At 53.2% G+C, this 15,847-nt stretch carries 11 protein-coding genes and 1 pseudogene; 1 reads left to right on the top strand and 11 read right to left on the bottom strand.

What is annotated here, in order from left to right; translation table 11 throughout:
• Positions 1-32: 32 nt before the first annotated feature.
• Complete coding sequence (locus Q5705_14590) at positions 33-746, top strand: 4'-phosphopantetheinyl transferase superfamily protein (GenBank protein WLI75810.1); 714 nt, start codon at positions 33-35, stop codon at positions 744-746.
• A gap of 1 nt (position 747) precedes the next feature.
• Here the strand turns inward: Q5705_14590 and Q5705_14585 are convergent, their stop codons facing one another.
• The 11 genes and pseudogenes from Q5705_14585 to budA all read right to left on the bottom strand — a co-directional run bounded on the left by Q5705_14585 (position 748) and on the right by budA (position 15,757).
• Positions 748-1,257 (bottom strand): CDP-archaeol synthase, encoded by a 510-nt coding sequence (locus Q5705_14585; protein WLI75809.1) that lies wholly within the window; start codon positions 1,255-1,257, stop codon positions 748-750.
• Complete coding sequence (locus Q5705_14580) at positions 1,250-1,867, bottom strand: CDP-alcohol phosphatidyltransferase family protein (GenBank protein ID WLI75808.1); 618 nt, start codon at positions 1,865-1,867, stop codon at positions 1,250-1,252. Before Q5705_14580 ends, Q5705_14585 begins: the two co-directional genes overlap by 8 nt.
• The gene (locus Q5705_14575; GenBank protein ID WLI75807.1) at positions 1,864-3,441 is read right to left on the bottom strand and encodes an AMP-binding protein; all 1,578 of its coding nucleotides are present in this window, start codon (positions 3,439-3,441) and stop codon (positions 1,864-1,866) included. The genes Q5705_14580 and Q5705_14575 overlap by 4 nt, the downstream gene beginning before the upstream one ends.
• Complete coding sequence (locus Q5705_14570; GenBank protein ID WLI75806.1) at positions 3,428-4,483, bottom strand: hypothetical protein; 1,056 nt, start codon at positions 4,481-4,483, stop codon at positions 3,428-3,430. The genes Q5705_14575 and Q5705_14570 overlap by 14 nt, the downstream gene beginning before the upstream one ends.
• A complete protein-coding gene (locus tag Q5705_14565) occupies positions 4,480-7,170 on the bottom strand; it encodes a phosphoenolpyruvate synthase (GenBank protein ID WLI75805.1) in 2,691 nt (896 codons plus the stop codon). Before Q5705_14565 ends, Q5705_14570 begins: the two co-directional genes overlap by 4 nt.
• 23 nt (positions 7,171-7,193) lie before the next feature.
• The gene (locus Q5705_14560) at positions 7,194-9,467 is read right to left on the bottom strand and encodes a phosphotransferase (GenBank protein WLI75804.1); all 2,274 of its coding nucleotides are present in this window, start codon (positions 9,465-9,467) and stop codon (positions 7,194-7,196) included.
• Positions 9,468-9,831: 364 nt separating this feature from the next.
• Complete coding sequence (locus tag Q5705_14555) at positions 9,832-10,749, bottom strand: UbiA family prenyltransferase (GenBank protein WLI75803.1); 918 nt, start codon at positions 10,747-10,749, stop codon at positions 9,832-9,834.
• 369 nt (positions 10,750-11,118) lie between these two features.
• A complete protein-coding gene (locus Q5705_14550) occupies positions 11,119-12,657 on the bottom strand; it encodes an MFS transporter (GenBank protein ID WLI79035.1) in 1,539 nt (512 codons plus the stop codon).
• Between the two features lie 467 nt (positions 12,658-13,124).
• Positions 13,125-13,278 (bottom strand): annotated as a pseudogene (locus Q5705_14545) ((S)-acetoin forming diacetyl reductase).
• Positions 13,274-14,953, bottom strand: coding sequence for an acetolactate synthase AlsS (alsS, locus tag Q5705_14540; protein WLI75802.1), 1,680 nt, complete (start codon positions 14,951-14,953; stop codon positions 13,274-13,276). The pseudogene Q5705_14545 and the gene alsS overlap by 5 nt, the downstream one beginning before the upstream one ends.
• Before the next feature lie 21 nt (positions 14,954-14,974).
• Entirely contained in the window at positions 14,975-15,757 is a 783-nt protein-coding gene (gene budA / locus Q5705_14535) for an acetolactate decarboxylase (GenBank protein WLI75801.1), read from the bottom strand.
• Positions 15,758-15,847 lie beyond the last annotated feature (90 nt).

Raw genomic sequence — 15,847 nt, 5'->3', positions numbered from 1 at the left:
GTTTTTCTTTTCACTTAATGATGAATAGCGCCATGTTTACTTCGTTAACCCACTGCGCACTTGCGCCGTTCTTGCCCCACCTTGAGATGGGATCGATAACGCCCGTTCCTGAGATTTACTACTGCCAGGTAGTCTTTGATCGGCACGTTTTTCAGGATGAGTTGTTCGCCCGGTACGCTATCCCGTGTCCACCAAACCTGCATGCAGCCAGCATTAAGCGACGGGCGGAATACCTTGCGGCGCGCTATGGCGCAAAACTGTTACTCCAAAGCCAGGGATGCGATGCGAATGTAGGAACCACGACAGATCGGGCGCCCGTCTGGCCTGCGGGCTGGTGCGGCAGCCTTTCGCATACCCATAACCACGCGATTGCCATTATCGCGCGGCGTCACGCAGGCCTGGCGGTGGGCATTGATATTGAAATGCTGGCACCAGAAACCATGCGCGAAACCGCCGATATGTTCACCTGTCCGCAAGAGCAGGCGCTGCTCGCTGACTGTGCTCTGCCTTATGAAACCGCGTTACTGGTCGCCTTTTCCGCCAAAGAGAGCGTGTACAAAGCGCTGTATCCCGAAGTGGGACGCTACTTTGACTTTGATGCCGCACGGGTTTGCCATATTGATACCTCAGCACAACGCATTACCCTGACACTGACGCAAACCCTGGCTGCGGGACGAACACAGGGAAGCCAGCTCACGGGGTATTACACCCTTGCGGGCGACAAAGTCATTACGCTTATCGCCTGATTTAAAAGCGGCTCTCTTTTAATGAGCACACGTAAAGCACATTTTTGATCACCGGTACGCTGACGATAAACAGCGCCATGAGTGTCAATGTCTGCACCAGATCCAGTGCCAGCAACCACATACAGCCCAGCGCCACACCCAGGGCTGAATCGGCCTGGTCGAGAAAGATAAACACGCCCCGGTGGCGCGGAGGTAACTGACCCGGCGAGATCTTCAACCAACGTTTCAACATTGAATTGGGCAGTTCGCCAAGCATATACCCAAGGCCGGTCACCACCCCCAATAACAAGGCGTTTTTAATCTCCCCGCCCAGGCACAGCGGGGCGACCAGCGCGCTTACCAGCGGAACGACGGCAAACCCGCGCCAGGTTTTATTGCCGCCAAACAGACGCGTACTGAGCGGAACCGCCAGCCAGGGCAGCCAGCCCCGGCTAACTACCAGCATATGAAAACAGCCCGCAATAAACACGGGCAGCAAGAGTAACCACAGCGCGAACAGAGAACTACCCATCTACGCCTCCGAGGTGCAGCAGGCCAAACAGCATCGTGCCCCCAAGGCACAGTAAAACGATGGTCGTGAGCGAGGAGAACTTGAAAAACGGCCGGTCAATAACCATTGCCACGCTAAAGATGAGCAGTGTCAGACCCAGCAACATTGCACTGAACGCGGTTGGAAGAAGCAGTTGCAAAAGCTTCCAACCACTGAGGATAAACACGCTCCAGAAGACCGGCATCCCCCGATAGGCCAGTGTGTCATTGTGGGTGATATTGCCAGACTCATTGAAATGAGAAAGGCGCAGACAGCCGCAAATAACCATCAGTGCGTTAAATAGCGACCAACGCCCATCAAAGCCGTTGAGATAAAACAGCAGCGCGGGCGTAACGAGGTAAATAAGCACATCACAAAATCCATCCAGATAGCGACCAAATGGCCGACTGATCCCCAAAAAGCGCGCAAGTTTACCATCCAGCGCATCCGCCAGCATCGCCATATAAAGCAGGCTAAGGCTAAGCCAACTGTGCCCGACTAGCGCGGCGTAAAGCGCGCATAACGCAATAACCATGCCTGTCAGCGTGATGTAATCAGGCGGTGCAAGACGAATAATAAACGGGTATCTCATAATGGTTCCCCCAGCATAATGGGCTTAAGTTTGCCCAGCTTTACTTTCTGGCGCAGAAACGCACGATCGACGCGGCTGTGATGGCGCGCATCTACAGGAAACGTACTCAGCACATAAAAGCTGACCGGCTCATCCGGGAATATTTTTTCCAGTAATGGAGCCGCAACACGACAACACTCTGCACTTTGCAGCACGACGCCGATTTCGCCCTGCGCGCCTTGCACCACTGCGCTTATGTCGATCCCCGGTAAGCCATTGAGATGCTTTTCGACGGTAAAGGGCGAGACCGACAAACCGGAGCGGGTTTGCAGTTGATCTTTTATTCTGCCCGTCAGCCAGATGCGCTGTTGTGCATCCAGAAAGCCGCTATCGCCTGTGCAGTGCCATATCCGACCTTCGCTATCCCGGATCTTGTTTTGATGCTCGGCAAATGGATTGTCGAGATAACCCGCCAGCACCTGCGGCCCACTCACCAAAATTTCTCCTTCCACCTCTGTTCGCTCAGGCACCATCTCCTGTGGAGAAGCGCACGGCAGGCGGCGAATGATGATTTCCATGTTGTCGCCAGGCGTACCGACGAGGTAACCCGGCTGCTTATCCCACTCGTTGAGCAACTCCGCCATATCGATGTAACTGATCGGATCTGCTTCCGTTGCGCCATACACCACACCGCATTTCGCCAGCGGAAAATGGCGCAGGCAGGCCAGCAGCAAGGCTTTGTTAACGGGCGCGCCGCCAATAATCAGATGCTTAACCGAGGGGAAAATAGCCTGCTGCTCACGGGCATAATTCAGTAACTGGGTCATCCATGCGGGCGAGACGCTCAAGCGGGTAATGGCATGATGGTGAATCTGTTGCGCAATCCTCTGTGCGGGGATGGTGCCGTCTGTGTCGAATCCCAGGCCGGGGTAACTGCAACCTGCGTGAAAATGGCTGAACAGCGCCAGTACCGGAAATGTGCTGATATCGTGCTGGCCAGTCTGGGGGAAAAAGTGGCTAAACGCGTGGCTTTGCGCCAGTAACGAGCGATGGGAGCGCCGCACACCTTTGGGCAGCCCCGTTGAACCCGAGGTAAATGTAATCAATGCTGCTGCATCATCATCAACGGGAACACTATGAAATGTAGCGGTCTCCTTGCACAAAAAATCCGGCAAATGGGCCATAAAGCGCCTTTTGTTGTCGAACGTGAAGCGGCGGATAAACCATAACTCCGGCAGCAAAAACCATTTTGTGCCGATGCCCTGCGAAACTAACATTGCGTTAAGACGTGCCTGTCTCAGGCAGCTACGCAGTTGTCTGGCAGGCATCGAGCTTTCAACCAATACCGGGACAATTCCCGATCCGAGCATGGCGTAGAACATCACGTAAAAATCAACGTCAGGCTTCATCAGTAACAGTACGCGATCCCCGGCTTTCAGCCCGGCATTCTCCATCCAGCGTTGATAAACGCCAGCCCGGGAAAAGAGCTGCGCGTAGCTTATCGCTGCCAGCTCACCATCAGGGCGGGTATAGCGAAGCGCAGGCAAATCAGGGGTGCGCTGTTGATGCACGAACAGACATTCACAAAAATTCATGCGCTATCTCCCGGTGAAAAAGTGCGTAATCGTGAAAAATTCTATTGGGGCTACAGCAGCTTCGCAGCGCGGTAGCCGTCGTCGGCCCGCGCCAGTTAAGTAGCGTCACACCGAGGTGTGAATACTCGCTACCGAAGCCGAACAGAAAGCGCCGCACTAACGTGGCGTAAAGCAGCGACCGACGATAGCGAGGGGCAATCATGATGGTTTTAAACAATCCCCTCTGGTTAAGCGGATCGACGAGGTTGAACAGCAAGCCGGCAACCTCGCCCTGCGGACCGAAGGCAAGGCAGGAACCTGGAGAGTCGCAATAAGGTTGGATGGTGCGTGCATTAAAATGCCAGTCGAAGAGCGCCCGGTTACAGGCCGTCCAGCCGACGTTTTTGGCAAAGTTTTGGGTGATAACCAGGTAAAGTGCATCCTGATGTTTATCCCACAACTCAGCCGTCAGCGGCTTTATTGTAATGTCGCCGTTTTTCCAGCGCCCAGTGCTCGTATCGGGCAGCGGGAGCTTGCGCATCACCTCAGCATCGTCAAACAAAGAGAAGTACTTCGCCTGGGCCAGAAAGCCCATTTTTTTTAACAGCGCCTGATACCACGGTGGGTTATAAGGTTCCCCGGAAAAGGGCGGGCAAGAGGGCGTATCCAGCCGCAGGCGAAACTTACCCAGCGTGCAAAAGTTGATGGGACCAGCAAGGCGCGTCGCGCCCTGCTCTTTCGCCCAGCGCGCCAACCCGGCGAACAGACGTTGATTGGGCGCGAGCGCATTAATGGTTTCCCAGAACCCAAAGTTCACCACCGTTTCGCCGGTGGCAGACTTTGACGAGAATCCAGCTAAACGCGCTTCGTCAGCAATATATCCGATCCAAACTTTTCCTTGCTGCATAAACGGATTGGCATCGCTAAACTGTCGCGCCAGCGCATCGCTATCTTCACCGGGCCACCAGGGATCGTCGGCATAAACCTGCCGCGGGATAGCCAGAAATTCATCGTCAAGCGAATCCCCCGGCAGCCATTCCCGCTCAATGAGAGGCTGCGTCATACGCGCTTCTCCGCCGGTTGATCACAGCGCACGATCAGCCCGCTGCCACCGTCCATACTCACTGTTTCACCATCCTGAAGCAGACCGGTAATGCCCGGTACGCCGACGATCGCCGGGATCCCCATCTCTCTTGCAACAATCGCAGAGTGCGACAACATCGAACCGCGTTCGACAATAAGCCCGCTCAGACCGGGGAACAGGGGTGCCCAGCCGGGATCCGTGCGCACGGTACAGAGTATTGTCCCGGCGAGACTGGTCGCATTTTCCGGGGTAAAGACCAGGCTGACCGGCGCTTGCACAAGGCCGGGATAGCACCCGGTGCCGCGCAGATCCGTACTGTCCGCCACTGCGTCCTGGCGCGCGGGAGCGTGCAGCGTCTGCTGTTGATACAGGGTTTGGGTGAGGGAAAAGCGGTTCGCCGGTTCATCCTGCTTCTGATAGCGGTCATATTCGGCGCGCCGCTGCTCAATGAGTGAGCCTAAGCCCGTTTGTACCGCCGTGCCCTCTTTACCCTGGTAAATTTCTTCACGTGTCAGCCAGAAAATATCCCGTGCCTGCGCAATCACGCCCTCCAGCGCGAACTGCTGCCCGAGTTGTAGATAGATATCGCGATAAAGGGCAAACATTTTGGTGCGGGTAAAGCGCATCGTTTCACGGTTACGAATTGCCCTGCGCAGTTTACTGAGGTGATGTTTAAACCGTGCGAGCGCGGATTTACCGCGTAACTGAAGCAGGCGCTCAAAGACCTGTTCTTCGGCTTCGGCTTTTAACTTGCCCGTCTGATTTACCGGCAATATGTCCGTGTTCAGGTAATTACGCAGCACGGTAAACAGAAAGCTGGGATCTTGTCGGAGAGTGAGGGTTTCAAGCTTAAGCTCACCCATTGTGCGATCGCCATAATGCTCAATGTAGTCAATACACTGCTGATAAAAGCGCGGATCGAGCTGCCTGATGCGAGGAAGCAGATGCGCACCTTGATCGTTAAGGATCATCGCGGCAAGAGAGGGATGCTGGCGCACGTACATGCTCATCGCCAGCAGTTTTTTGGTCGGCTCGGTGCTGATGAGATTGCCATCGTCGGCCAGTAGATCACCGCTGATGCGCGCGCTATCTTCCGGCCACAGCGCTTGCAGCACGCGCTGCACCTTGCCGTTGTAACGCGCCACGTAAAAGTCATTGATGATCGGCGCAGTCCAGCGAGTCAAAAGATGCTCATCAAGGTATTTCAGTCGTTCGATAAGTTCGCCGGGCGATAAAGTATGCAGGTTATCGCGATCAATGTAGGCCTGCGCCGTTTCATACTGTTGCAGAAAAGCACGGATCCTCGGCTCCAGCGTAAGTTGCGCATAAGAGAGGCGCACGGTCATATTCAGCATCGCGGGCAGCGCCACTAACTTTTCGCGCCGGGAAAGCTTTTTGTCCTCAACAATATCAACGGGTTCCTCCAGCCCCATCATGGCTTCCATATCGCTTTTGTTCATATTGAACAGCGGCAGGAGTAATAGCGCGCGATACCAGTTCTGAATGTTGTAATAAACCCGCCCGCGAACAAGGCTGAGCATATTGTCGGTGATAGGTTTGCGCGCATCACTCTCTTTCGCAGGGCAGCCAACCAGCCGCAATGTCTGTTCATAAACGGTCGCATAAGCGGCGCGGGCGAAAGAGAACGTTAGCGGCGTGGTAATGCCGCAATAGGACTCCTGAATGTTGGCATTGTCGCAAATCAGCGTATCGCGTACGCAGCCAGGGTCTTTTGGCAGATGCGTTATTGGACGCGTTTGCAGAAGATAGATGTGGTTATCTTTGAGGGTCCATTCGATATCCTGCGGGGCGCGAAGCTGTTTTGCGATGCCCGCCCCTATCTCGCGCAGTGCCAGAATTTGCTGCGCCGTGAGTGACGCGACGTCCGCCTTACCTTCATCAAGTGTGATTTCCGTTGTGCCCTGCCCGCGATGATGATCAAAGACCACGGCGGTCGTTTTTGAGCTAAGCGTCTGAGTAATTTGGTCGCCATGCAGCGGCACGGTGAATTCATCCGTGCTGCACTGGCCCGACACGACGCCTTCGCCGGTGCCCCACGCTGCTGAAATCAGCATCGTCTGGCGTGAGCCGGTCACCGGATGCGCGGTAAACATCACGCCGGAGGTCTGGCCTTTCACCATCTCCTGAACAATGACCGAACAGCGAACCGCGTGTAACGACAGGCCTTTTTGCAGGCGATACACCACTGCACGGGGACTCCACGCGGAAACCATCACCCGCCGGACAGCATCGGCCAGTTGTTCAACACCACGCTGGAACAGGAAGCTGTCCATTTGCCCGGCGAAAGAGGCCTGAGCCGCATCTTCATCGCTACATGACGATCGCACTGCCCAGAAGAGTTCTCCATCGAGCGATGCCAGCGCTGTCATCAACGCATCAGGCAGCGTAAGCTCCGCGATGCGCGCGCGGATTTTCCCGGCAATCGCCTCGATTTGTGGCTCCGTTATCGTGGTTGATAATTGTGAGATCAGTTGCGACGCCGTTTCGTCGCCTCGCAGCATCTCCTCCATGGCGCTGGCGGGAACCACCCACCAGCCAGGGACAGGATAAGCATGTGCCGTTAGCCATAATAAGTTGGCTGCTTTGCCACCCAACTGGCTGTCATCGAGAGCAACCGCCTCTGCGGCAGAAAAAAGATATTTCACAGTAACTCCTTTTACTTACGTCTTTATTGAGATAGCGCGACCAGCCGCGCCCATGTTTTCAGGATGGCAGGGAACCACGGTTGCGGTTTCACATGCTGGAGCATTAAGTAAAACGACAGTCTTCTCATGCCAAAATCGCGCAGCGCCAGGCAATAACCGCGATACCACTCCCCGGCATCAACTGGCGAACCGAGCAGGTTCTCCAGCTGTTGGCGGTGGTATTCCACATGTCCTGAAACCTCTTGTTGCGTGGTGTTTTCCGTCAGGGTGCTGGTTAACAGTTCGGCGAGATCGCGCTGCGGAACGTGCAATGTCGCGAGTTCCCAGTCCCAGCAGCACAGCCGCAGGCTCTCCTGGCGTAACGCGATATTGCGGATATTAAAATCGTTATGAACCAGCGTGCGTGGCATGGATTCCAGTTCACGCCAGGCGGCGGCACTGGTTTCTGCACATGTCAGCCAGTGATGCAACAACTCGGTGGTGAAGAGTTGCGGATTGGTGCGGTGGCTAAATTCGGCGATCTCTTGCCAAAGCGGAGCCATCTCGGCGATCTGCTGTTCATCGGGAATTACAATGTGCTGAAAACGTTTTTGCAGGTCATCCTGCTGGCGGTACCACAGCGCATGAATATGGGCGATGCCTTGCAGGGCAGCATTGATGTGTTCAGGCTGCCAGCGAGCACCGCTGGAAATGCTGTTCAGCATCAGCTCATGGTGAAGTAACTCCTCAATAATGACGCTGTGCTTACCGTCTTCGTAGGTGCCATACAGCGTCGGCGCATGCCGGGTGAAAGCAGGATCTGTTTGCGCAATGATCGCCATCTCTCTTTCCCGCGCATGACAGAATTCGCTGTGGGGAAGCCAACGAGCCAGTTGTTCGGCAATGCTCTGTGTACACCCGGCGGCAAGGGAGTGCAGCAGGTTCGCAATAGCGTGGTTTTGCGGTTTATGTTTTAAGACAGCGTCAACGATGGAGCCCTCATCGCGTTGCAGACGATAGGCAAAAATCCCGACGGGCAACATCTCCTCATGATGACTTAATGTGGTCAGGATGCTGTTCTGGTTGCCCTGCCAGCGTGCCGGATGAATATCGACAGGGGGACGGGAACCCCAGGCCGGGGTATAACTTGCGTGGCGAAAGCAGTGGATCAACGGATCGCTGATGCCTTTGCCGGTATGCCCTTTTCCGCGCTGACGGCCAAGCGTTTCATGGGATTTCGCAAATTCATCGCTGGCGAGCGCACTGAGCGTTGAAATGTCCAGCGCCAGGCAAAAAGCCGCAATAATTTCCGCCAGCCTCTGGCTGCCATTTGTCCCCTGGCAACCAAGCATTGCCAAGCATTCCGCCTGGTCTGGAAGTGCTGTCCCCCCGCCAACCGTGCCGATGACCAACGCGGGCAGCGTGATACTGCAATAGACACCGCCTTCGGGGGTCAGGCGCATCTGTAGCTGTGAAAGCGAAGACTCATGGCTACAGGCAATGTCCTGGCCAAGTGCGGTGAACATCGCCGCAATGGCATTGGCGGTGTTGATGTTCAGGCCGGTCATGCCCACCGCAACGGAGCCTTCACAAAAGCCATGAAAAGCCTCGACCAGTTGTGCTGGCGCGATCCGTAATTGTGACCGGCACGCCTCTTCCGTAAGCGTGGCTTCCGCAATGACCTGCGTTCCCCGGCCCTGTGCAAAGCTCCCCCAGGAGGTTTTTTTATCACTGGAGAGATTGCTTTCCAGAATGTACCGCTGCGGTGCGAGCGATGCCGGAAGATGCGCCAGCATCCACTGGCAGGCCTGCCAGGTGCAGGTGGTGGTCATATTTTGCCCGGCCGCATCTGCTGTGTGATAAATAAACGCTAAATGGACGGCATTACCGATAACGCGGGGGCTAAGTTGCGTAAGGCGCGCAAAGCGGGAGTGAAGGCTTACGACGGTACTGATTTCCGCAAAATAGTCCTCTGCCCACGCGCAAAAAGCGCGGCAGTCAAGCACGGAGCGGAATTCAAAACGCGGCACCCGCATCATTCTCTGACCGATGACCTGCGCAGTGGCACCGCCACTCTGTGTAATCGCGCTGGCACCGCGGGACACAGAGGCAACCAGCGCACCTTCGCTGGTCGCCATCGGCGCGTAAAATGTTTCTCTGGCATATTGTCCGTTGATAAGCAGCGGCCCGGCGATGCCTACAGGAATTTCTACGGAACCAATAAATCCTTCCAGATTTTTGGTGAGTTTTTCCGCCTGCAAACGGGTATTGGCAAGCTGCTCCAGATGATGTCCGGTATGCTTTCGCAGATATGCCAATCTTTTTTGTCTATCGCCTTCACTCCATGAATAGAAATGACGTCTGGGCAAAGCAGGTGTAAGGCGCGGCGTTTCTTTTGGCGGCTGGCAAAGTTTCAATTGCCAGTAGCACTCTTTATTTTCCTGGGCAGAGCGACAGGTTAATGTCACTAGCCAGCCACCGCCCTGATGGCGTTCTTTACGTAAAACTTTCGTTGCGGGTAAACGAAGGTGCTTTCCATATAAAGATAGGGTCTGGCCTAATAATGAATTCAGAGAATCACACCGCGCCTCCGTTTCGAGCTGCAAGGTAAATTCACTGTGTTGTACATCAACAATCGTGGCGGTTATTACATCATCCATAATTATTACAACTCCCTTTCACTTAAAAATACATTGCAGCGATACAAAGCGAATATCCTGTCAACATCGCCAGACCGACCATAGCCTCATTCTTCTTTCTGTTGGATTTATTAGCTTTCAACAGAAAACGAAACAATTGCCCAACAGTAAGAACATTTATCAGAGCGCTAACAATATAAAACCAGAATGGTATTTCGCCGCGAGCCGTTAAAATAAGCGAATATTGCGCCAATATCATTGCGGCCAATAACAAAATAATTAACACGATGGAAAGTGGTCGACCATATAACTGGGAGTAGGTTGTCACATCAGGCCTGTCTTCATCCGGGCCTTTGCATTTACGGGTTATTTCGAAGCTCAACCCAGAAAAAAATGATAACGCCATTAATAAAACCATCGATGTGTTGAGTGTTATCTCTGGGAAAGTGAGCGTCGCCAGCCACCAAATAACGAAAGGCATGATAAGCGTGTGGGAAAAGGCATACAGGAAAAAGTGTTGTTTTAACCACTCGGCCACAAAGAATTCTTTGGTCATTAATAGCGTCCACAACAGCATCAGCCCCCAACTCATCAGCATTGGCTTCAGACCTGGCGCCAGCAGTACCATGCCGCCCAGTTGTATCAGGATGCAAATAAGACCAATAAATTTTAAGTGCACCAGCCGAATTATTCCCCGTTGCAACACCCTTTCTGGGTGCTGAACGCAGTCATCCTTATAATCTTTATGCTCATCGAGCACTCTCAGCAGTAAAAAAAAAGAAAAGGATAACAGGCTACCGATAATAATATGCGCGATGGTCACATCTTTATAGACTGTCGAAACAACAGCCATCGTCAGAATATAAACAAGAATAAAAAGTGGGGCATTAGATAAAGGAAATCGTTCATTTACCCATAACATAACGCGCGAAAATAACGGTGCATTTTCACCTGAGGTCATACATTATCTCCTACAAATAGTTGACCGAAGCCTTCCTTATTAAAAGGCTACATCGAAATAAAAATCCTTGGTGTGGAAAAATATTCTTATATCGGACAGCAAATATAGGGCTTTGTTATTACACTTTCATCCAAAAAAGACGCTTGCGTGATATTTATCAGATTAAATCAACAAATTAATATTCATTCGTTATACAACAACCGGTAATAAAATAAATTTCTATATATTTAACGAAATATAACAATATTGTGGGGTTAAATGGATGATTCAGATAAAGAAGAGGTAACATTGACCGGTACAGTGGCGACAAGCCTGGAGAGTGAAGTGTTTTTTAGGCCATGCACAACGGCATGGCCTGGAGTGGTTTTCTTAGCTTAACGACGGCGCTGCGGACTTCATCTCTTTTGCCGGTGCGTCGGACCAGAGGTCATCATAGCGGTAGCCTGTGAGGTCCTCCACAATATGACGTGCTTCTGGCGTCACATTTTGCTTCAGGCCATTCGCTTTCAGACGTTCAAGCTCGTCGACAAAAATCCGGTGCGTGCGTTTGTTCAGATGGAAGGTTAATGCTTGCCATAAAGCGACCAGCAGTAAACCCACAGTCCCGACAAACAGCAGCAGCACAATGGTGTCGATCGCTTCCTGCGGCTGCACCTGGCTGCCTTTGACAAAGCCGCCGCTTTGCAGCAATAGCCCGACCGCAAAGGTAGCGATGGCGACCGTAGTTTTGCGTGAGAACGTCATCACCGCAGCAAACAACCCTTCACGGCGCTGGCGCGTGACCATTTCGTCAATATCCGGGATAAACGGGAAGACATTCCACGGTGTGAACTCCAGCACACAACGCCCGACCTGATACACCCCGGCGAGGATCACCAGCAGCATCACTTTATTTTCTGTCGGGAATTGATAGACGAGGAAAAAACCGCCGAGACACAATATCATCAGGCTGTAGGCAAAAACATACAGCCGCGATGGGCCATATTTAATGATCGCCACACCCGCCGCCAGCGTGACCGGCAAACCGACAATACTCATCGACAGCAGCGTTCCCGCCAGCGAAGAAGAAACATTCAGGCAGTAGACGCAGAAGAAAACGAACACGGTGTTGTAAACGTCTTTTCCGGTAAATGAAAAAAGGTAGATAGCCAGATGTTTGCGAAACGCGCGTATTTTCAGCGTGGAGGCATAATCTTTAAACAGCTTGCCAATACCCGAGAGTTTTTGCGCCATGCTGCGCGGCTGATCCGCTTTTTCCATTTCGGCCAGCATTTCCGGCGTTAATTCCCGTTCCCAGGTCACTTTCCAGGAGAGGAAAACGCAGAACATAAACAGCACCGCAAAAACAATACCGTTGATCAGATAGGCATCGGCATTTTTTTCGCCCAGCCAGCCAATCAGCAAACCCGGAATAAAGGTGGCGAGGAAAGTACCGGAAGCGGAAAGAAACATACGGCAGGTCGAGAGTTTGGTGCGGTCGTTGAAATCTTTGGTCATTTCTGACGGCAGCGTTTCCCATGGGATCAGCACCATCGCGGCGATAATCTCAAAGGCCAGATAAACGGCGAGATAAAACCAGAAGTTCATCCCATTCAGCCACAGCAGGATATAGACCAGCATCAGCGGCGCGCCGATCAATAAGAAGAAACGGCGTCGACCAAATTTTTTGCCGAAATAGTTTTTATAGAAATGATCGGTAAAGCTGCCCATAAACAAGCTAACGATGGCGTCAACAATACGGGCAATGGCGACAATGGATGCAGCCTCCAGGGGGGATAGGCCCACAAAAGTGGTGTAGTAGAAGAGCAGCCACGCGCCAATAACGGTAAACGCGCCGCCGCCCATAATATCCGTCATACCGTAGCCAATACTGACGGGAATGGTGACTTTACGGTTTTTAGGGGTCATCATTTTTCCCCGTAGCCGCTCAGGCTCACAGCCTGGTTAATGAGTTTATTTATCATAGACATAAAACTCCATCAGAGGATTGTTTCGTTAAACGCTGTCCAGTTTTTTCTGGAATCTGTTTACGACAAAAACGTCACGGCGTTCACGTTATCCCTCTTCATAATTTGGAGTCTACTACCATACAAGTTTACGTACTGGATTTGTGAGCTTTGGCATAAGCCGAGAAAAATCAGCCAGGCAACTGCTTAAAAAAGTAAGAAATGAGAGATGGAACTGGTTTTATTGCGAAATAGTGGGATCGAAGAAATACAGTATATTCGCCGATGGCATAGCAATAGCGTTTTTAATTTATTTTATAAATATGGCGGCACGATATAAAAAACCCGCCGGGGTTCAGGCGGGTTTTAATCCAGAGCGCACAGTTCATTCCAGTAGCTGTTGCGCATTACCAGGTGAAATCGCTCATGTTTTCCCGCCGCTTCTGACTCCTGGCGATCGATTTCCGCCCACCGGCATTTTCACGATCCCAGGGCAATAGCCGTTAACGGTAATGTCTGGCGGGGCGAGAACTCGCGCGGCGGTCTGCGTTAAGCCGCGCACGCCGAACTCCTTAGGGTTAAAGAATCTGGCTGAGATTAAGCTGCCCCATCAACAGCGGGTTATCGCTGTAATCCACCGGGATCGCGACCACTGCCGGGCCTTGCGTATCCATCGCCGCGCGTAGTGTTGGCTCCAGCGCTGCCGTACTCTCCACGGCAAAACCTTTCGCGCCAAAGGACTCTGCATAGGCTTTAAAATCCACCGCGCCAAAGTTCACGCCGGAGAGGCGCTGGTATTTTTTCTCTTCCTGGATAGCCACCATGTTGTAGGCGTTATCAACCCAGATGATGTGCAGAATATTTGCCTTTAACCGCACGGCGGTTTCCAGCTCCATGCTGGATTGCAAAAACCCGCCATCGCCGGAAACAGAGACTACTTTGCGCCCCGGATTGACCAGCCAGGCGCCTATCGCCCACGGCAGGGCAACGCCCATCGTCTGCTGGCCGTTGGAGATCATCATCTGGCGGGCGCGGAAGCTATAGAGATAGCGGGCAATCCAGATATGGAAGCTGCCCATATCCACCGTCAGGGTGACATCGTTATTCACAATGTCCTGCATCGCCCGCACGATACGCAGCGGGTGGATGGCGAACTGGCTGAGTTGCGCCCCTTTGCGGCTGAGTAATTCACGTTGATTGCGCCGATCAATCAAGATTTCCGACGCGTGCGGCGAAAGCACCAGCGGTTGCTCGATTTTCGTCGCCAGCTTGCCAAGCGTACTGGCGATATCGCCAATCAGCTCAACATCCGGAGCGTAATTCCGTTCTTCATACGCAGGCAGCACGTCGATATGCACCAGCCTCGCCTCGCCGGTGTTCCACATCGCCGGTTCATATTCCACCGGGCTGTAACCAATACAGATAATCAGATCCGCCAGATGCAGCAACCTGTCGCCTGCCTGGTTGTTAAACAAGCCCACGCGCCCGGCAAAACGGGTGAAATGTTGCTGGTTTATCGCGCCTGCGGCCTGGTAGGTGCTGGTCACCGGGATATGGCTTTTTTCCAGCAGTTGATGCAGCGCGGCGATATTTTCCTGACGGCTGGCCATCAGCCCGAGCAGGAACACCGGGTTTTTCGCACTGGTAATCAATTTTGCCACGTCGTCGATCATCACATCCGGTGCAGAGCCGAGTTGCGGAACGGCGCATGAAGGCAAGATATTGCCACTGGCGGGTTGATCAGAGATATCCTGCGGAATGCTGACGAACGCGCTGCCCGGCCGCCCTTGCTCGGCGGCGCGAAAGGCGTTCGAAACCACTTCGCCAATCGCATCTGACGATGAGATTTCCACCGCGTATTTGGTTACCGGGCTGAACATCGCCACGGTGTCCATGCTCTGGTGCACCAGCTTGGCTTTATCGGCGCGTTTTACCGCCCCGCCCAGCGCCACTACCGGGTCGCCTTCGCTATTGGCAGTCGCCATGCCGGTTATCAAATTGGAACAACCCGGGCCGGAGGTTACCAGCGCAACGCCCGCTTTGCCGGTGATGCGCCCGACGGCCGCCGCCATAAATGCGGCGTTGGCTTCGTGGCGCACCGGAATAATTTGAATCGTTGAATCGAGAAGGGAATCAAACACTTTGTCGATTTTGGCACCGGGAATGCCGAAAACCTGTTTGACGCCCTGAGCTTCCAGTTGGCCCACCACCATGTCGGCACCGTGTGCCCACTGTTGGGTATGGCGTTCATTGCTCATGACTTACTCCTTAAATGTGTCTTAACTCTCTACCGAACGAATAGCGGCATCCAGGTTGTCCGGGTGCAAATCCGCGTTGAGAAACGCGGCATCCGCCGGGAGATCAATCATCAATTGATGGATTTCGCCGAAGGTCAGCGTGCCGTGGTCAAGCTGATAATCGAGCAGGTGACCGCCGCCGTGGCGATCGTCGGTAATAAAGTGTTCGTGGTAGCCCGCAACGTTGATCCCCTGCATATGCTGAGGGGTGCGAAAGCCAACCAGCACGCCATCGCGGCCGTTAAAGCGAAACACCGGTTGGTCGTCGAGTACATCGGTCATGGCGCGGTAAGGCGGCGTCTGGCGCGGTACGGTGCGGGTATGGGCGTGGCGGAAATGACCATCAATACGCAGGGCGCAAAACAGGTTATCGGAGGGGATCTGCTTATCAATCACCTCATGCAGCGCCTGGCGGCTGACAGGTTGGTCGAAGACGTGGCGATACTGCGGCGTAAACCAGGTCATCACCGCAAAGGGTGTTTTCTGCTGCGGTTGTGCTTCCCTGGCGCTGCCGTCGGCGCGTAATTGATAGACTTCGCTATTAAACGCGATGAGCTCGCCATCCAGTTCATTAAACGTGCCAAGCCCAAAATCGCCGTGAGAGAGCAGATCTTTGATAGTCCGGTTCCCTTCGTAAACGCCACTCAGTAGCGCACTCATTAGCGATGTTTGATATATCACGCTATTTGGCTTGCTTTCTGAAAAAGCACGAATTGTTTCCTGAATATTTCCCTCGCAAGAACAATCAGTTACTTGACCCACCATCATTATCCTCACTGTGTAGATGATTAGAAAAGCTGATTAAATATTGACTCGTTTCAGCAAGGGATTCCAATATACAAAGCATCAGGGTTT

This window comes from Kosakonia sp. H02 (assembly GCA_030704225.1).
Taxonomy (GTDB): domain Bacteria; phylum Pseudomonadota; class Gammaproteobacteria; order Enterobacterales; family Enterobacteriaceae; genus Kosakonia.
The sequence above is the reverse complement of the archived record's forward strand: the minus strand, read 5'-3'. Positions and strand labels throughout refer to the sequence as shown.

What these genes read in the sequence shown, in the direction of transcription:
- Q5705_14590 (WLI75810.1), top strand. Translation starts at nt 33, where the DNA reads ATGTTTACTTCGTTAACCCACTGCGCACTTGCGCCGTTCTTGCCCCAC.
- Q5705_14585 (WLI75809.1), bottom strand. Translation starts at nt 1,257, where the DNA reads ATGGGTAGTTCTCTGTTCGCGCTGTGGTTACTCTTGCTGCCCGTGTTT.
- Q5705_14580 (WLI75808.1), bottom strand. Translation starts at nt 1,867, where the DNA reads ATGAGATACCCGTTTATTATTCGTCTTGCACCGCCTGATTACATCACG.
- Q5705_14575 (WLI75807.1), bottom strand. Translation starts at nt 3,441, where the DNA reads ATGAATTTTTGTGAATGTCTGTTCGTGCATCAACAGCGCACCCCTGAT.
- Q5705_14570 (WLI75806.1), bottom strand. Translation starts at nt 4,483, where the DNA reads ATGACGCAGCCTCTCATTGAGCGGGAATGGCTGCCGGGGGATTCGCTT.
- Q5705_14555 (WLI75803.1), bottom strand. Translation starts at nt 10,749, where the DNA reads ATGACCTCAGGTGAAAATGCACCGTTATTTTCGCGCGTTATGTTATGG.
- Q5705_14550 (WLI79035.1), bottom strand. Translation starts at nt 12,657, where the DNA reads ATGACCCCTAAAAACCGTAAAGTCACCATTCCCGTCAGTATTGGCTAC.
- alsS (WLI75802.1), bottom strand. Translation starts at nt 14,953, where the DNA reads ATGAGCAATGAACGCCATACCCAACAGTGGGCACACGGTGCCGACATG.
- budA (WLI75801.1), bottom strand. Translation starts at nt 15,757, where the DNA reads ATGGTGGGTCAAGTAACTGATTGTTCTTGCGAGGGAAATATTCAGGAA.